This is a genomic window from Flavobacterium sp. ACN6, from assembly GCF_002304005.1.
Classification (GTDB): domain Bacteria; phylum Bacteroidota; class Bacteroidia; order Flavobacteriales; family Flavobacteriaceae; genus Flavobacterium.
Genome location: NZ_MRCQ01000006.1, coordinates 110,677 through 127,943, shown reverse-complemented (window position 1 = coordinate 127,943; position 17,267 = coordinate 110,677). Strand labels below are relative to the sequence as shown.

General features: G+C 33.1%; 15 protein-coding genes. 8 read left to right on the top strand and 7 right to left on the bottom strand.

Annotation, left to right across the window (positions count from 1 at the left end; translation table 11 throughout):
* Positions 1 to 7: 7 nt before the first annotated feature.
* The gene (locus BSF42_RS10995; RefSeq protein ID WP_095953143.1) at positions 8 to 2,293 is read right to left on the bottom strand and encodes a GH92 family glycosyl hydrolase; all 2,286 of its coding nucleotides are present in this window, start codon (positions 2,291 to 2,293) and stop codon (positions 8 to 10) included.
* A gap of 126 nt (positions 2,294 to 2,419) precedes the next feature.
* Between BSF42_RS10995 and BSF42_RS10990 the strand changes: the two genes are divergently transcribed.
* The gene (locus tag BSF42_RS10990; RefSeq protein WP_095953142.1) at positions 2,420 to 3,043 is read left to right on the top strand and encodes a M949_RS01915 family surface polysaccharide biosynthesis protein; all 624 of its coding nucleotides are present in this window, start codon (positions 2,420 to 2,422) and stop codon (positions 3,041 to 3,043) included.
* A 29-nt stretch (positions 3,044 to 3,072) separates the two neighbouring features.
* On the opposite strand, the gene BSF42_RS10985 is transcribed toward BSF42_RS10990, so the two are convergent.
* The 3 genes from BSF42_RS10985 to BSF42_RS10975 form a co-directional block, all read right to left on the bottom strand.
* Positions 3,073 to 3,429, bottom strand: a complete 357-nt coding sequence (locus BSF42_RS10985; protein ID WP_095953141.1) for a hypothetical protein — start codon at positions 3,427 to 3,429, stop codon at positions 3,073 to 3,075.
* Positions 3,430 to 3,516: 87 nt separating this feature from the next.
* Complete coding sequence (locus BSF42_RS10980; protein ID WP_095953140.1) at positions 3,517 to 4,695, bottom strand: AIR synthase related protein; 1,179 nt, start codon at positions 4,693 to 4,695, stop codon at positions 3,517 to 3,519.
* Positions 4,696 to 5,246: 551 nt separating this feature from the next.
* Positions 5,247 to 7,436: a glutamine synthetase III gene (locus tag BSF42_RS10975; protein ID WP_095953139.1), complete on the bottom strand. Its 2,190-nt coding sequence runs from the start codon at positions 7,434 to 7,436 to the stop codon at positions 5,247 to 5,249.
* Positions 7,437 to 7,864: 428 nt separating this feature from the next.
* On the opposite strand from BSF42_RS10975, the gene BSF42_RS10970 reads away from it, so the two are divergent.
* Together BSF42_RS10970 and BSF42_RS10965 are read left to right on the top strand one after the other, a co-directional pair.
* Positions 7,865 to 8,881 (top strand): glutamine synthetase beta-grasp domain-containing protein, encoded by a 1,017-nt coding sequence (locus tag BSF42_RS10970; protein WP_095953323.1) that lies wholly within the window; start codon positions 7,865 to 7,867, stop codon positions 8,879 to 8,881.
* Positions 8,882 to 9,218: 337 nt separating this feature from the next.
* Positions 9,219 to 10,187 carry a TerC family protein gene (locus BSF42_RS10965; RefSeq protein WP_095953138.1) on the top strand — a complete coding sequence of 323 codons (969 nt, stop codon included), beginning with the start codon at positions 9,219 to 9,221 and terminating at the stop codon, positions 10,185 to 10,187.
* An 83-nt stretch (positions 10,188 to 10,270) separates the two neighbouring features.
* On the opposite strand, the gene BSF42_RS10960 is transcribed toward BSF42_RS10965, so the two are convergent.
* The 3 genes from BSF42_RS10960 to BSF42_RS10950 all read right to left on the bottom strand — a co-directional run bounded on the left by BSF42_RS10960 (position 10,271) and on the right by BSF42_RS10950 (position 12,938).
* The gene (locus tag BSF42_RS10960; protein ID WP_095953137.1) at positions 10,271 to 10,795 is read right to left on the bottom strand and encodes a hypothetical protein; all 525 of its coding nucleotides are present in this window, start codon (positions 10,793 to 10,795) and stop codon (positions 10,271 to 10,273) included.
* Between the two features lie 89 nt (positions 10,796 to 10,884).
* On the bottom strand, positions 10,885 to 11,754 hold the full coding sequence (locus BSF42_RS10955; protein ID WP_095953322.1) for an alpha/beta hydrolase family protein: 870 nt from the start codon (positions 11,752 to 11,754) through the stop codon (positions 10,885 to 10,887).
* Between the two features lie 311 nt (positions 11,755 to 12,065).
* A complete protein-coding gene (locus BSF42_RS10950; protein WP_057118937.1) occupies positions 12,066 to 12,938 on the bottom strand; it encodes an AraC family transcriptional regulator in 873 nt (290 codons plus the stop codon).
* 449 nt (positions 12,939 to 13,387) lie between these two features.
* On the opposite strand from BSF42_RS10950, the gene BSF42_RS10945 reads away from it, so the two are divergent.
* The 5 genes from BSF42_RS10945 to BSF42_RS10925 all read left to right on the top strand — a co-directional run bounded on the left by BSF42_RS10945 (position 13,388) and on the right by BSF42_RS10925 (position 17,210).
* Positions 13,388 to 13,753 carry a DUF3244 domain-containing protein gene (locus BSF42_RS10945; RefSeq protein ID WP_095953136.1) on the top strand — a complete coding sequence of 122 codons (366 nt, stop codon included), beginning with the start codon at positions 13,388 to 13,390 and terminating at the stop codon, positions 13,751 to 13,753.
* Positions 13,754 to 14,306: 553 nt separating this feature from the next.
* On the top strand, positions 14,307 to 14,711 hold the full coding sequence (locus tag BSF42_RS10940; protein WP_095953135.1) for a T9SS type A sorting domain-containing protein: 405 nt from the start codon (positions 14,307 to 14,309) through the stop codon (positions 14,709 to 14,711).
* A 574-nt stretch (positions 14,712 to 15,285) separates the two neighbouring features.
* Positions 15,286 to 15,687 (top strand): T9SS type A sorting domain-containing protein, encoded by a 402-nt coding sequence (locus BSF42_RS10935; RefSeq protein WP_095953134.1) that lies wholly within the window; start codon positions 15,286 to 15,288, stop codon positions 15,685 to 15,687.
* 374 nt (positions 15,688 to 16,061) lie between these two features.
* On the top strand, positions 16,062 to 16,448 hold the full coding sequence (locus BSF42_RS10930) for a secretion protein (RefSeq protein WP_095953133.1): 387 nt from the start codon (positions 16,062 to 16,064) through the stop codon (positions 16,446 to 16,448).
* A 270-nt stretch (positions 16,449 to 16,718) separates the two neighbouring features.
* A complete protein-coding gene (locus tag BSF42_RS10925) occupies positions 16,719 to 17,210 on the top strand; it encodes a GNAT family N-acetyltransferase (RefSeq protein WP_095953132.1) in 492 nt (163 codons plus the stop codon).
* The last annotated feature ends 57 nt before the right edge of the window (positions 17,211 to 17,267 follow it).

The following is a 17,267-nucleotide window of genomic DNA, read 5'->3' as shown; positions in this document are numbered from 1 at the left end:
GTTTAATTTATTTTTCTTTAGAAAGTGAAAATGGAGCTGTTTTTGGTTTTCCACTTTTATTTTGGGTATCATTCATTTCAAAATCGATTACTGCACCGTTCATTAAATCTTGATGCGAGAAATAGCTTTTATTATATTCTGCACCGTTTAAAAATGTATTTTGAATATATTTATTTTGATCGCTGTTATTTTTGGCATTGATTATAATTTGTTTTCCGTTTTCGAGATTAATTGTGACTTTCTTAAACAACGGAGCACCAATAACATATTCACTGCAAGTTGGACAGACAGGATAAAATCCTAAGGCAGAAAATACATACCACGCAGAAGTCTGCCCATTATCTTCATCCCCGCAATAACCATCTGGTGTGGGTTTGTACATTCTATTCATGGTTTCTCGAACCCAATATTGTGTTTTCCAAGGTTCATCTGCGTAAGCATATAAATAAATCATATGCTGAATTGGCTGATTTCCATGCGCATACTGTCCCATGTTGGCAATCTGCATTTCGCGAATTTCGTGAATTACTTCTTTATAATACGCTTCATCGAAAATAGGTTCTAATGAAAAAACTTCATCCAGTTTTGCTGCAAATTTTGCTTTTCCGCCCATCAGGTTTATCAAACCATCGACATCATGAAAGACAGACCAGGTGTAATGCCAGCTGTTTCCTTCTGTAAAGGCATCTCCCCATTTAAAGGGATTGAACGGACTCATAAATTTTCCATCGGCTAATTTACCGCGCATTAATTTGGTTTCAGGATCGAATAGATTTTTATAATTCAAACTTCTTTTTCTGTATAATTCTATTTCTTTTTTAGGTTTTCCTAATGCCTTTCCGAGCTGATAAATCGAAAAATCATCATAAGCATATTCTAAGGTTCGTGCCGCACTTTCGTTAATAGAAACGTCGTATGGAACATAACCAAGTTCATTATAATAATTAACTCCAAATCTCCCAACAGCGTTTAACGGTCCTTCGTTAGTTGCTCCATGAATCAAAGCCTGATATAAACTTTCTATATCATATTTATAGGCGCTTTTATTTTTCAAATAAGCTTCTGCTACAACCGATGCTGAATTGTTTCCAACCATAACGTTGCGCAGTCCCGGACTTCCCCATTCTGGAAGCCAGCCGCTTTCTTTATACGCATTCAAAAGTCCTTCCTGAATATTGGAGTTTAACTCTGGTTCCAGAATGTTCAAGAGAGGAAACAACGCCCTGAAAGTATCCCAAAATCCAGTATCGGTAAACATATATCCTGGAGCTACTTCTCCATTGTACGGACTATAATGAACTATATTTCCGTTTTTATCGTATTCGAAAAATTTTCTTGGAAAAAGCATTGTTCGGTACAAACAAGAATAAAAAACCTGATTTTGTTCTTTTGTTCCTCCTTCGGTAATAATAGTCCCCAGTTTCTTATTCCAAAGTGCTCTGCCTTTTTCTTTGATATTTTCAAAATCATTAGAACCAATCTCTTTTAAGTTTAATTCGGCCTGCTCAAAACTTATAAATGAAGACGCTACTTTTGCAGTGATAATTTGTCCTTTTTTAGTTTTAAAGCCAACCACAGCGCCAGTATGATCTGAAGTAACTTCTTGTTCCTTTTTTAAAGTTTTATCACTAAAAGTGTTTATTTCTTCAAAAGGCTGATCAAACTGAATGACAAAATAGTTTTTGAAATTAGATGGAACTCCTCTGCTGTTTTTGGTCGAATATCCTATTATTTTGTTTTCACTGGGAATGATCTTAATATAAGATCCTTTATTAAATGCATCAACAACTATATATGATTTATCATTTTCTGGGAAAGTAAATTTAAAATAAGCGGCTCTTTCCGTCGGACTTATTTCTGTTGTTACATCATAATCTGCCAAATAAACGCTGTAATAATATGGTTTTACAATTTCAGATTTATGCGAAAACCAGCTTGCTCTTTCGTCTTCGTTAAAAACAGGTTTTCCTGTAACGGGCATTATCGAAAACTGTCCGTAATCGTTCATCCACGGAGAAGGTGCGTGCGTTTGTTTGAAACCGCGGATTTTATCTGCAGAATAAGTATAAATCCAGCCATCGCCCATTTTTCCCGTTTGCGGAGTCCAAAAGTTCATTCCCCAAGGTAATGCTATTGCCGGATAAGTATTTCCGTTTGAAAGATCTGGTTTAGAATCACTTCCCATTAACGGATTTACAAAATCTACTGGCTCGTAAATTTCTGTTGTCGTTATTTTTTGTGCATTAATAAACTGATTGTAAAAGAACAACGAGAAAAGTATTAATAACCTCATAGTTGGATTAGTTTTAGGAATTTAAAAATGTAACTTCTGGTTAGAAAATTACAATAAAATAGAGTTTTTAAAAAATTTTAAACTAAAATCTATTTAAATATCTTTGAACATCTAAAGTAAATCTCAATGAAAAAAATATTATTGTTCCTGATTTTAATTAATTCAACTCTTGGTTTCTCTCAGAAAACGGAAAGTTATAAATTAACGAAAGAGCAGATTGCACAAAGAGAACTTAATGAGATTACAGATTTTCCCATCTACAAAGCAATTGAATATAGTGATAAAGGAGGTATTTATGATTTGGTTTTCACCGAAAATCGGAAGACAATTTCTAAAAAAGATACGCTGAATACCAAAATTCAGGCAATTTGTGTCATGAATGATCACGGCGGATTTTTGGAAAAATGGCGAATTAATGATTTGCTGGCAGATTATATCCCGAAAGAAACTACAATATGGTTTTGGACAAAGTACTGCAGTACAAAAGATCTTGACGGCGATGGTTATATTGATCCTGTAATTGTGTACGGAACTAAAACAGAATATGATTTAATAAGACGTGTAAAAATCATTACGGTTTACAATAATAAAAAGTACGTGATTAGAGCCGTAGAATGCGATTTGGATGATTGTAGAAGTTTTAAAAAAGATGCCAATTGGAATTTACTTCCACAGAAAATAAAAACTTATGTTGATCAATTAGTGGTAAAACTTAGAAAAGAACAGGATCTGCTTTTGAAAGATGGATAGTGTTAATTGTTAATTGTCAATTAACAATTTTATTCACTCATTTCATCATAACGTTCGGGAACTTGAGGGTCGTAAAGCGGGCATTTGAATTCTTCCATGACATCAACTAATTTGTTCATGGTTTTTCCTTCTGTGCCGTAGCAGTCAATTTTTATGCTTTGCGGAGTTGTAACAACCTGAAATGCACCTTTTCCTTTAGGATTTTTCCAGCTGTTTTCGTCTACTCTTTCCCAGTCAGAAAAAACAGAATTGATTCTATTTACGATTACCTCAATTTGAAGAACAGCTAAACCTTCTACTTCTTCTTTTTCAAGTAGCGCTTCATAAACTTCTTGATTGTTCAAGTAGATTTCGTCTATATATTTCCAAAAAAGTAATTCGTACATATACCTCGTTTTATAAGTTGTAGAGACGCACAGCAGTGCGTCTAAAATGCCGAAAGACGCACTGCTGTGCGTCTCTACAGAAAAAAATTAATATTCAAATTTGCCGTATTCGCTTGTAATGGTAAGTTTCTTCTCTTCAGAAGCTTCTACTCTACCCACGATTTGAGCGTCTACATTGAATGATTTTGAAATTTCAATAATATCTTGTGCAATATTTTCTGGAACATAAATTTCCATACGGTGGCCACAGTTGAAAACCTGATACATTTCTTTCCAATCTGTTTTTGATTGCTCCTGAATTAACTTGAACAATGGCGGTACTGGAAATAAATTATCTTTTATAACGTGTAAATTCTGCACGAAATGAAGGATTTTTGTCTGTGCTCCTCCACTGCAATGCACCATTCCGTGTATATCTTTTGGTGTATATTTATCTAAAATTTTCTTGATAATTGGCGCATAAGTTCTTGTTGGAGAAAGCACTAATTGACCTGCATTAATCGGACTATTTTCAACTTCGTCGGTTAAATTTACCTGACCAGAATAGATTAATTCTTCTGGAACGGCAGCATCAAAACTTTCTGGGTATTTTTTAGCCAAGTATTTTCCGAAAACATCATGACGCGCAGATGTAAGTCCGTTACTTCCCATTCCGCCATTATAGCCTTTTTCATAAGAAGCCTGGCCGAAAGAAGCTAAACCTACAATTACGTCTCCTGCTTTTATATTAGCATTATCTACAACATCGCTGCGTTTCATACGAGCTGTTACTGTAGAATCTACAATAATAGTACGAACTACGTCTCCAACGTCTGCGGTTTCTCCGCCTGTTGAATGAATAGTAACGCCAAACGACTTCAACTCGTTGATTAATTCTTCTGTTCCGTTGATAATTGCCGAAATAACTTCAGCTGGAATTAGGTTTTTATTTCTTCCAATAGTAGAAGAAAGTAAAATATTATCTGTTGCGCCAACACATAATAAGTCATCAATATTCATAATTAATGCATCCTGAGCAATTCCTTTCCATACCGAAAGATCTCCGGTTTCTTTCCAATACATGTAGGCTAAAGATGATTTTGTTCCTGCTCCATCGGCGTGCATAATAAGGCAGTGCTCTTCGTCCTGCGTTAAATAATCTGGAACAATTTTACAAAATGCCTGTGAAAATAAACCTTTGTCAATATTTTTGATGGCGTTGTGTACGTCTTCTTTTGATGCCGAAACACCTCTTTGTGCGTACCTTTTGCTAGAATCTGAACTCATGAAAATTAGTTTGTGTTGATGTGGTGCAAAGATAATCCCTTTTTTTAATTCTTTGGTTTATTTGAATATTTGATTAATAAAAAAAATCGGCTGAAGATGATCTTCTGCCGATTTTCCTAAATAAAATTGGTTATGAAGCTTTTGGCTTGCTATTTTCTACTTTTAATACCTTTCAGTAATTAGTCCTCAAAAATTAATCTCTACATCCTAATATCTGACCAAAATTAGAAAACTTATCCCAATAACAATCACATACAAACATCTATTTTACAACAACTTACAATCTTTCCGACGAACTGTAAGACTAACCCGATGAACTTCATAATTTCTAAAAAAAAAAAGGAAATTACTTTGTATTTAAATTAATACTCTATAAAAAATAGCTGCAAAACCCCATAGGCGTAAAACATTTATAGAATTTTAATAAGAGAAATAAAAAAAGCTCCATTAGAGCGACATATCATCTTGAAAAATATGTCACTCCTCTGGAGCTTTATATTGAAAATACTTAATTACTATAAATATCTCGCTTCTCTGAAGCTTACAAAAGACTATTTTGTAAACAGTAACTCTCTATATTTCGTTAATGTCCAGCTTTCGTCATCAACTAATAGTTCCAATTTATCGCAGTGATTACGAATATCCTCAAAATAAGGTTTCACTTTATTGCAATATGCTTCAGCCATTTTTTGAGCATCTGTCAATTGATTTGCTTTTTTTCTTTCGTTTGTCATTGCCAGTACTTTAGAATTTATACCTTCTATATGACCCGAAATTTCTTTAATCAGCACAATTTGTTCGCTAGCAATGGTTTCAAACTCTTTTCCGAAGATTTCTTTTAATCCTTTTACGTTTTCAATTAATGTATTTTGGTAACGAATCGCAGTCGGAATTACATGGTTTCTTGCAATATCACCCAAAACTCTTCCCTCAATCTGGATTTTTTTAGTGTATTCTTCCAGTTCAATTTCGTAGCGAGCTTCGGCTTCAACGTGATTTAGAATTCCTAATTCATCAAATAAATCAAGAGCTTGTTTAGAAATTTTCGCTTTTATTGCTTCTGGAGTTGTTTTAAAATTGCTCAATCCTCTTTTTGCTGCTTCTTTTTCCCATGCATCGCTGTAACCGTCGCCTTCAAAAAGAATCTTCTTAGATTGTTTGATATATTCTCTAAGTACATTAAAAATAGCATCATCTTTTTTCATGTCTTTCGACTCGATCAAATTTTCTACCTCATTTTTAAAGTCTTTTAATTGTTTTGCTACAATTGCATTCAAAGTTGTCATTGCGTTTGAACAGTTTGAATTTGAACCAACGGCTCTAAATTCAAATTTATTTCCTGTAAAAGCAAAAGGCGAAGTTCTATTACGGTCTGTATTATCTAATAATACGTCTGGAATTTTACCAACAACATTTAGTTTTAAATCTGTTTTTTCTTCTGGAGATAATTTTCCAGTTGTTACACTTTCTAATTCAGACAATACTTTTGATAATTGTGCTCCAATAAAAACCGAAATAATTGCCGGCGGTGCCTCATTAGCTCCTAATCTATGATCGTTACTTGCTGTTGCAATAGAAGCTCTTAACAAAGTTTCGTAATCGTTTACCGCTTTTATTGTATTTATAAAGAAAGTCAAAAACTGTAAATTGCTCATTGGCGTTTTACTCGGACTTAATAAATTAACTCCAGTATCTGTTGCCAATGACCAGTTGTTGTGTTTTCCTGAACCGTTTACTCCTTTAAATGGTTTTTCGTGAAATAACACTTTAAAGTCATGGCGTTCTGCAACGCGCTGCATAACATCCATTAATAAAGAGTTATGATCTACGGCTAGATTTGTCTCTTCAAAAATAGGCGCCAGCTCAAACTGATTTGGTGCTACTTCGTTGTGACGTGTTTTAACTGGTATACCTAATAACATACATTCCTGCTCCAAGTCTCTCATATAAGTAAGAGCACGAGTTGGAATTGATCCAAAATAATGATCGTCTAACTGCTGTCCTTTTGCAGAGGTATGTCCTAATAACGTTCTTCCTGTCATCATTAAGTCGGGACGCGAATTTGCCAATGCTTTGTCGATCAAGAAATATTCCTGCTCCCAGCCTAAAGTTGCAGTTACTTTTTTTACGTTTTTGTCAAAATATTTACAAACCTCTGTAGCCGCTTCATCGATCGCAGATAATGCTCTTAATAAAGGTATTTTATTATCTAAAGCTTCACCAGTGTACGCGATGAAAACTGTCGGAATACATAATGTTGTACCATATATAAAGGCTGGCGAAGTGGGGTCCCAAGCGGTATAACCTCTTGCCTCAAAAGTATTTCTAATTCCGCCATTGGGAAAACTAGAAGCATCTGGTTCTTGTTGTACCAATTGCGCTCCGCCAAATTTTTCTACAGGATCGCTTCCATCATAAGATATATCAAAAAAAGCATCGTGTTTTTCCGCCGTTGTTCCAGTTAAAGGCTGAAACCAGTGTGTATAATGTGTAACCCCTTTTGCAAGTGCCCATTCTTTCATACCCATTGCAATATAATCGGCCAGCTTTCTGTCAATCTTCGTTCCATGCTGAATGGCATCTCTTACTCCTTTTAAAGCATCAGAAGTTAAATATTGCTTCATTGCTTTTTCATTAAACACATTTGAACCAAAAAGATTTGATTTTCTATCAATCTCTTCAAAATGTACCGGCTTTCTTGTAGAAGCTTCTTTTAAAGCTTGAAAACGTAATGTTGACATGTATGTAAATTTTAAAATTCGTACTAATTTTCATTAAAAAAGGATCGACAAATATAAACAATAAAAAGACCTGTTTTAAACATAAATTAGAGAATTTTAGCCAATGATTTTTCAACAGAAGAACCGTATTTTAAAGAATAATTAATTGAAACGAAAGAAATATAACAAAACTGTGCGGTAATATTGATTAAATAAACATTTTTTCATAATTTCTTAACTCAGAAATTCAAAAAAGGGCCGTAATTATTACGAATTTATTTTTTTAAGGTAATTAAAATTGCTTTTTTAAAAATATACCCCCAACAAAATTGCGCTTATCCAAAAAATTATAGTTCGTTAAACAAAATAGCCCCCTAATTTTTAGGACTAAAAAAATAAATCTATATTTGACCCAACGAAAAAAAACAAAAAAATTAATTTATATTATTATGGCTAAAATTAAGTTAGAGTACATTTGGTTAGATGGATATGAACCAACTCAAAATCTTAGAAGTAAAACTAAAGTTGAAGAACATGAAAATTTCAAAGGAACGTTAGAAGAACTTGGAAATTGGTCATTTGATGGTTCATCAACAAAACAAGCTGAAGGTGGTTCTTCTGACTGTCTTTTGGTTCCTGTTGCAATCTATCCAGATCCAACTCGTATTAACGGATATTTAGTAATGTCTGAAGTTATGTATGCTGATGGAACACCACACCCTTCTAACGGTAGAGCTACAATTGATGATGATAATGATGATTTTTGGTTTGGTTTCGAACAAGAGTATTTCATCATGGATACTAAAACTTTATTGCCATTAGGTTTCCCTGTTGGAGGTTATCCTGCTCCACAAGGTATGTACTACTGTTCTGTAGGTGGAAAAAACACTCACGGAAGAAAATTAGTAGAAGAGCATGCTGACTTATGTATTGCTGCTGGAATCAACTTTGAAGGTATTAACCAAGAGGTTGCCTGCGGACAATGGGAATTCCAATTATTCGCTAAAGGTGCTAAAAAAGCTGGAGACGAAATCTGGGTTGCTCGTTACTTATTAGATCGTTTGACTGAGAAATATGGTTACTATATTGAATATCACCCAAAACCTCTAGGAGATACAGACTGGAATGGTTCTGGAATGCACGCTAACTTCTCTAACGAAGTGTTAAGAACGTGTGGAGACCAAGCTACTTACGAAAGAATTTGTGAGGCTTTCCGTCCTGTAACTGCTGAGCACATCGCGGTTTACGGAGCTTACAATGACCAACGTTTAACTGGTAAACACGAGACTGCTTCTATCCACGATTTCTCTTATGGAGTTTCAGACAGAGGATGTTCTATCAGAATTCCTTTAATGACTGTTCAAAAAGGATGGAAAGGATGGTTGGAAGACAGAAGACCAGCTTCAAACGGAGATCCATACAAAATTGCTGCAAGAATTATCAAAACTGTTAAATCAGCGCTATAATTCAAAGCTTAAATTATATTTTAAAAGTGCCATCGTAATTGTTGGCACTTTTTTTTATTTATAAAAAACAAGTATTTCGACTTCGCTCAATGTGACAAACTTGTGACGACAATTAACGATCTTAGTTGCTATCAGCTTTGTCAAAGTTTAAACTTTGATAAAGTTCTCTCTAAAATAATTTCACAAAATGTCAGTTCGAGCGAAGTCGAAAACCTTATCCCATTTTAACTTTAAGATTTAAGAAAATTTACGTAATTTAAACCTAAGTTTCTTATAAAATTAATTTTTAAGTTAAACATCATAACTTATCTTTGTAGATCAATTAAAAAAAATTATCATGATAGTCTGGACTCTCTTTTTACTTGCTGTAGTTTTTATTCTTGCTTTAGACTTAGGTGTCTTCAACAAAACGCCACATATTATTAGTACTAAAGAAGCCAGCAAATGGACCCTTGTCTGGGTTACTTTGTCTTTCCTGTTTTCAGGAGTAATTTATTGGCTTTACACTACAGATTATATTGCCAATCCAGATGGTTTAAAGCCCTCGGTTGCTGCTATGAAGTTTATTACGGGTTATTTGATAGAACTTTCGTTAAGTGTAGACAATATTTTTGTGATTGCCATTATTTTTGCTTCCTTTAAAATTCCGCAAAAATACCAGCACCGCGTTTTATTCTGGGGAATTCTAGGCGCTATTGTTTTCCGTGGTTTAATGATTTTCTTTGGAGTAATGCTGATCAATAAATTTACTTGGACAACTTATGTCTTTGGAATCTTCTTGGTATTTACGGCTTTAAAAATGTTATTTTCTGGAGAAGAAGAAGATTTTCATCCAAAAGATTCATTCGTATACAAAGCTTTAGGAAAAATTATTCCGATTACTTCGCACATGGAGAATGAGAAATTTTTCATTTTAACCGAAAAAGGAAAAAAAGCCGCTACCCCGCTTTTCGTTGCTTTAATTGTAATTGAAGTTATGGACGTTCTTTTTGCGGTAGACAGTGTTCCTGCAATTTTAGCAATTACATCAGATCCGTTTTTAGTATTCAGTTCTAATATTTTTGCTATTCTTGGATTGCGTTCTATGTATTTCTTCTTGGCAAATATGCTGGCAAAATTCAGTTATTTGGAATACAGCTTAGTTGCGATTTTAGCTTTTGTGGGATTAAAAATGCTGCTTCATGATTTCTTCCACGTTCCAGAATGGGCGTCTTTAGGATTTATCGCTTTATCGCTTTTAGTTGGGATTTTAGTTTCGTTAAAATTTGGAGAAGAAAAAGTACTTACAGATTCTGAAAAAGAATAATATCTTTTGAAACATATATTCATAAAAAAAAAAAAAAGGAAATCTTGCGATTTCCTTTTTTATTTTAAAATATTTAAAACTTGTTACAGTTTAATTTTCTTTATGTTTGAGTCATCAATATTATATTTTTTGATAACCTCATTATAGTTTGAATAATCAGCCTTGTTAACTGATTTTCCAGTAGTCACGTAACCAGGAATAATTACAATTCTAAGTACTTGATTTAATCTAAAAGAATTCGCAACACCTGCTAAATCATTACCTATCATATAAACACTCACATCATTTTTTGTAAAATCGTAATCGAATCCAAAATCTAACGTCCCATCAGCTAAAAAATAATTCTCTGGAGCTAATTTCCAAACATCATTCCCATTATTAACTTCTGCCAATCTATAGACTAAAACCATATCTGACTCAAAAATTGCTGGATTCAATGCAATAACAGGGTTATAATTATTTGCACTATTAAAATTCACATTAGTAACTTCATAAACTTCAGCAATTACTCCATCTTCACCAGGAGGCCCCATTGGCCCTTCTGGCCCTTCACAACTCGAAAACGCTATTAAACCAACAACAGCGAATAAGGTAAGTATCTTTTTCATAATTATTTTTTTTTAAGGATTATATATAAAGGTATTCCAAAAATTAAACCAAAAAAAGTGATTTGGCTTATTTTACCATAAAAATGTCCTTATTTTTTCACAGTCACCTGATTTCTAGCTAGTATTTTATTAAAAAATAATACGTGATAAGGCAATGAGTTTTCCCAATAATCCCAAGTATGTGCTCCTGGACGTTCTGTATAGTCATGATCTACCTTTGTATAAACCAATCTTCTATGCAATTCTCTATTGGGTTCAATTAAAAAATCATCAACACCACAATCTATAATCAGCGGCAATTTGTTAGCTTTTAATTTATCTGCCATTCTTAAAACAGAATTTTGTTCGTATAATTCTGTGTTACCGCTTTTATCTCCAAAAACAGGCTGCATTAATTTAACTACCTGAGCAGAAGAATCTCTGTTCAGCATTGTACTCATATCTACAGCGCCGCTCATACTCCCTGCTGCACAAAACAAATCAGGATGTTTAGCCGATAAATACAAAGCACCGTGTCCGCCCATAGACAAACCTGTAATAACGCGTCCGTTTCTATTGCTAATAGTTCGGTAGGTTTTATCTACTTTCTGAATAACTTCCTGCGTAATAAAAGTCTCAAACTGACTCTCTTTATTCACAGGACTATCTAGATAAAAACTAAACGTCTCCCCTTCTGGCATTACAATAATCATATTGTATTGGTCGGCAAGACTGTGAACTAATTTTTTGTTTGGAGTATTTTTAAGCCAGTCGCTAAAATGTCCGTATGCTCCATGCAGTAAATACATGACAGGATAAGTCGTTTTACTTTTAGCATAAGAATTGGGTAAAACTACCGCAGCTTTATAGGTTTTCCCCATAGCGGTGCTGGCAACTTGTAAAGTGTCTACTTTTGCTGCGTATGTCATGGTGGTAAGACAAAGCGAAATTGCAGACAAAAGCAATTTAAATTTCTTCATTTTGATATATTTTTTCTGATTAGGGTTTGTAAATATACCTTTTTTCAGAATAAAATATATGAAAAATCCGACTACGTGTTTTTTTTTGTTTGTCACGAACTTCACAAACTAGCACGAATTGTTTGCCTTAGATTAAATCTGCTCGATCTGCTTAATCTGCGGGAAAATTTACTCTCACAGATTTAGCAGATTAGGGAAATAAAATCATTTTAATCTGTGAAATCTGCGTCAAAAAAAAAATCCGATTGAAATTATATCAATCGGATATATATATTTTTATCGATTCGCGCTATTATAAGCTAAATCAAAAACTAGCTGATTATAATTTTATGTTCGTGACGGTATTGCGATGCGCTTTTACCCGTATACTGTTTAAACGACTTACTAAAGTGGCTGAAGTTGTTAAAACCGCTTTCGTAACAAACCTCATTAATACTCATTGGCTGTTCTGCCAAAAGTTTAGAAGCATGCACCAAACGATATTCATTTACAAACTCCGTAAATGTCTTATTGGATATCTTTTTAAAATAACGGCAGAAAGAAGGCGTTGTCATACTAACCAAACTCGAAACCTCGTCTATTGAAATAGATTCTTGAAAATGGTCTTTCACAAAATTAAAGACCACATTAATACGGTCGTTATCCTGAGTCTGTAATTCTAATGAAAATCCGTCGGCATTCAATATGGTGTAATCCTCAGCCGATTCCAATTCGTCCAAAACACTTAAAAGCGTGATCAAACGTTGAAACGGAGGTTCATTCTCCATCATTTCAATTTTCTTTCCTATTCTCTTTTTTGTTTCACCGCCAAAAGCGATACCGCCTTTAGCCTGATTCAAAATATTTTGAACTTTTTTCATTTCGGGCGCAACAAAAAAATCGCTTCCTAAAAATTCAGGTTTTATATGAATTACAGTTTCGTTTGTATTACCTGTATTTTCATTTGTAAAACCGCAATGGGGCAAATTGGCTCCTATTAAAAGTAAACTACCATTCGTGTAATAAGAAACGTGGCTTCCTATTTGTCTTTTTCCTGCCCCGCCATTTATATAAACCAACTCAATCTCTGGATGATAATGCCATAAATGAGCTTTGCTATTGGTCTTTTCGGCGTGTTTAGTGTAGGTAAAAGAACTTCCGTATGAGTTAGTTATCACTTCAAGAGCTGGGGCAATTGTCTTCATGATAATTTCTTTAAAAAATAATAGCAAATTTAACAAATATACCTAAAATAATTTAAATTTTAACCTATAACGGTTTCGCAAATGCGAATTTTACATTAAAATCACATTTTCTTAACTGTGAATTTAATACCAAAATCGGCTTTTTTTTGGGGTCTGATTTTTTTTTCCACTATTTTTTTTATTAATCTCATTTAAAACGTGATTTTATACAAATATGTTAAATTTTGTAAGAAATACGGTAATTTTAGGATGTATTCGGTTTTTACAAAAAATTGAAAAATAACAATCAAATTAACAAAAACACCTAATTAAAATCAAATTTTAACCTATAACGGTTTCGTAAATGAGAATATAGCACATAAATTGGAAAATATAGATGTTAAAATAACACACATGCTGCTATAATTTTGCATCAGAGAATTGAACTAAAAATTTAAACACCTAGGAATATGAAAAAGATTATGAAATTAAGTTTAGTATGTGCGGTACTTTTAACTGGAATGAGTACTTATGCAATTGATGGAAATGAAGCTTTAAATCTTCATGTATTAAAAGGAAATGGCAAGGTAATTGCTTTTGGTATTAACCAACTTCAGAAAGCAGTTATTAGTATATATGATACAAATGGTAATTTAATCTATACTGAGAATGCTTCTGGTAAAGCAGGAATTTTAAGAACTTTCAGCTTAGAAGAATTTCCTCAAGGAAAATATATTTTAGAAGTTGCTGATACTTTCAAAAAAGTAAAATACGATATTAATGTAAATGCAAATAGTTCTGTTTTGTCTTCAAAAGGAACTACTTCATTATACTAAGAAGATATTAACGTTAAGTGCATTACTTCACAGCACTTAAAATTTTATACTCTAATACAGTATAAAAAGTGAGGTTAGATAGTTAGTAAGTTAAAAACTTTCAAAAGTTTTAAAAACAGCTCTTTGTGGTTACTGAGCTGTTTTTTTTTGCTCCTTACTTTCGGATCGCATAGTTTTAACCGCGAAGCACGCAAAGTTTTACGCAATCCCGAAGCCTCGGGACGCAAAGTTTTATTTACAAAGCTTTGCGTCCCGAGGCTTCGGGATTGCGTTTTATAAAAATCTTTGCGTGCCTTGCGGTTAAACCTATTTAATCAATTCCTACATTTATAAAGAAATTATTAAATCAATGTAAATTAAAAATCAAGAAAAACGTTGAAAAATAATAACTGAATTAACGAAAACGTTAAAAATAATTCAAATTTTAACCTATAACGGTTTCGTAAATGAGAATACAGCATATAAATAGGAAAATATAGTTGTGCTTTTTTACTTACAACAGAAGTAATTTAGCATCAGAGAATTAGAACTATTAATTTAAAAACTAAGTACCATGAAAACGATTATCAAATTGAGTTTAGTAGCAGCGTTGTTTTTTACTGGAATTAACACTTACGCAATTGATGGAACTGAAGACTTTAATCTTCACGTTATAAAAGCTAATGGAAAAACGATCACTTTCGGTTTGAATCAGACTCAGAAAGCGAACTTAGCAATTTATGATAAAGACGGATCTCTTATATATTCTGAAAGCGCTTCTGGCAAAGAAGGAATCTTAAGAACTTTTAGCCTGGAAGAATTCCCAGAAGGAACTTATTTCTTGGAAATTGAAGACAACATGAAAAAATCAAAATATGAAATTAAAGTAACTGATACTGTTTCTGTATTATCTCAAAATGCAGTTTCTTCAGTTTACAAATCAGGTTTTGGTAAAAATACAAGTGTGGCAACACGCTAGAAAAGTTTATACTCTCATAAAGTATAAAAGTGAGGTTAGATAGTTAGTAAAGTTTAAAAACTTTTTAAGTTTTAAAAACAGCTCTTTGTGGTTATAGAGCTGTTTTTTTTTGCTTTATAGTTACTGACCGCAAAGATCGTAAGATTACGCAATCCCGAAGCCTCGGGAGGCAAAGATATTTATCGCAAAGGACCACAAAGTTTTTTGTTTAAGATTTCGCAATCTCAAAGTTCACAAGGCCTTATCCAAATAGCTTTGCGAACTTTTTTATTTAAAACTTAATCAAAAAAACTTAGCGTGCTTTGCGTAGATCTTAGTGCTCTTTGAGGTTAAAAACTCACCTAGTTTTTATAAATAATTCCTCATTCAATTGCCAACTTAAAATCAAGCAAAACATTGAATAATAATAACTGAATTAACAAAAACGTTAAAAATAATTCACTTTTTAACCTATAACGGTTTCGTAAATGAGAATATAGCATAGAAATAAGAAAACACAGTTGCGCTTTTTCATGTAATTCATAAGTAATTTAGCATCAGAGAATTAGAACTATTAATTTAAAAACTAAGTACCATGAAAAAGATTGCAAAATTGAGTTTAGTAGCAGCGTTGCTATTCACTGGAATAAGCACTTACGCAATTGACGGAAATGGAGAATTTAATCTTCACGTATTAAAAGCTAATGGAAAAACGATCACTTTCGCACTTAATAAAGTACAGAAAGTCAATTTAGCTATTTATGACAAGGACGGAACACTTATTTATTCTGAAAGCGCTTCGGGTAAAGAAGGAATTTTAAGAACTTTCAGCTTAGAAGAATTCCCAGAAGGAACTTACTTTTTAGAAGTTGAAGACAACGTAAAAAAAGCAAAATATGAAATCACAATCAATGATAATGCTTCATTATCTAGAACTGCGTTTTCTTCAGTTTACAAAGCTGGTTTTGCTAAAAATTCAAACGTTGCTGCACGCTAAAATTTTATACTTTCAAAAGGTATAAAATAAGGTTAGAAAAAATTAAAATATTTTATTGTTGAAGAAAAGAAAACAGCTCGCGGTTGGTTACGGAGCTGTTTTTTTTTGCTCAAAATTAAATGTGTTTTTTACACTAAATCTCTTTCTGAAAAAATATTCTTATAAATTCAAATCTTTGATTTTTAAACGTTAAAAAATAATTAAAACTTAACAAACCACGAGCCCAGTAATTACGTACATAGTTCAAACAAAATACTGATATGATTACAATTCAGCAACTTAAGTGTCGAAAAATGCTAAAATTTTGCTAAAAATTAAATTTGTATTTGTAGTTTTACGCGTTCCACATTTAGTAATTAACAATTAAAAAAAACATGACAAAATTTACCAAAGCCGGTTTAGTTGCTGCCTTTTTTTTAGCGACTGTGTTTACCTATGCCATTGATGGAAAAGGTGATTATATTTTAAATATAAAAACAGGAAACGGAAAAGTAGTTAGCTTTACTTTAGACACTGTTGAGAATTCATCTTTCTCTATCTACGACGAGAATCACAATTTACTTTATGCAGGAGACGCTGCAGCAAACAAATTGGAGGTTTCAAAAACAATTAGTTTAGAAAGTTTTCCTGCTGGAACTTATGTTCTTGAATTGAAAGCAAACGACAAAGTTGCGAAACACGAAATTAAAGTTGCTGCAAAAAAGGTAAAAGCAGTGAAATTAGACGAATCTGTGAACGTAAGTCCAGGATTTCGCCGTTAACCCACTCTTTTTGCCCAAAAAGTTAGAAAGCATCAGTCATTTGGCTGGTGCTTTTTTATTTATAACTTTTAATAAAAATTAACCAAAATCTTGTCATTTCGATCCCGAGACTTCGGGAGTGAAATCTCCAAAAATAGCTCCGCAAAGATTGGCGATTTACAATGTCGACTTTCTACTGCGCTTTCTCCCTTCGGTCAGAAATGACAAAGTGGAGAGGGTAAAATTTGCGTTCCACGAGCAAGAAAAATTTATTTTCAATATATTTGAAATATGAATGAAAATAAAGACATATTGATCAGGCCAGCGGTGAATAATGATTTACCTAAACTTGCCGAATTTTTACAATTTTTAGTACGTGCAGAAAGACCCTTCGACGTTACCTTAAAGGAAGGAGAAATTTTTTATTATGATATACAGGAACTTATTTTAGACAGCAACTCAGAAGTTTTGGTTATAGACATAAACAATCAAATTGTTGGTTGTGGATATGCTCAAATCCGATCAGCTCAACCCTATCAAAAAAATGAATTTTTCGGTTATCTGGGTTTTATGTATGTAGATCCCCAGTTTAGAGGACGAGGTCTTATTAATCTTTTAATTAACCATCTTAAAAAATGGGTTTTATCTCAAGGAATAACCGAGGTTAGATTAGACGTATATTATGACAATGAGGCAGCAGTCAACGCTTATAAAAAAGCAGGTTTTAAACCAATAATCACAACCATGCGTTGCGATATAAGCCAAATGGATGATACTATTTAACCGCAACATTTAGATTCAATACTTGTCATTTCGATCCCAAGACTTCGGGAGAGAAGT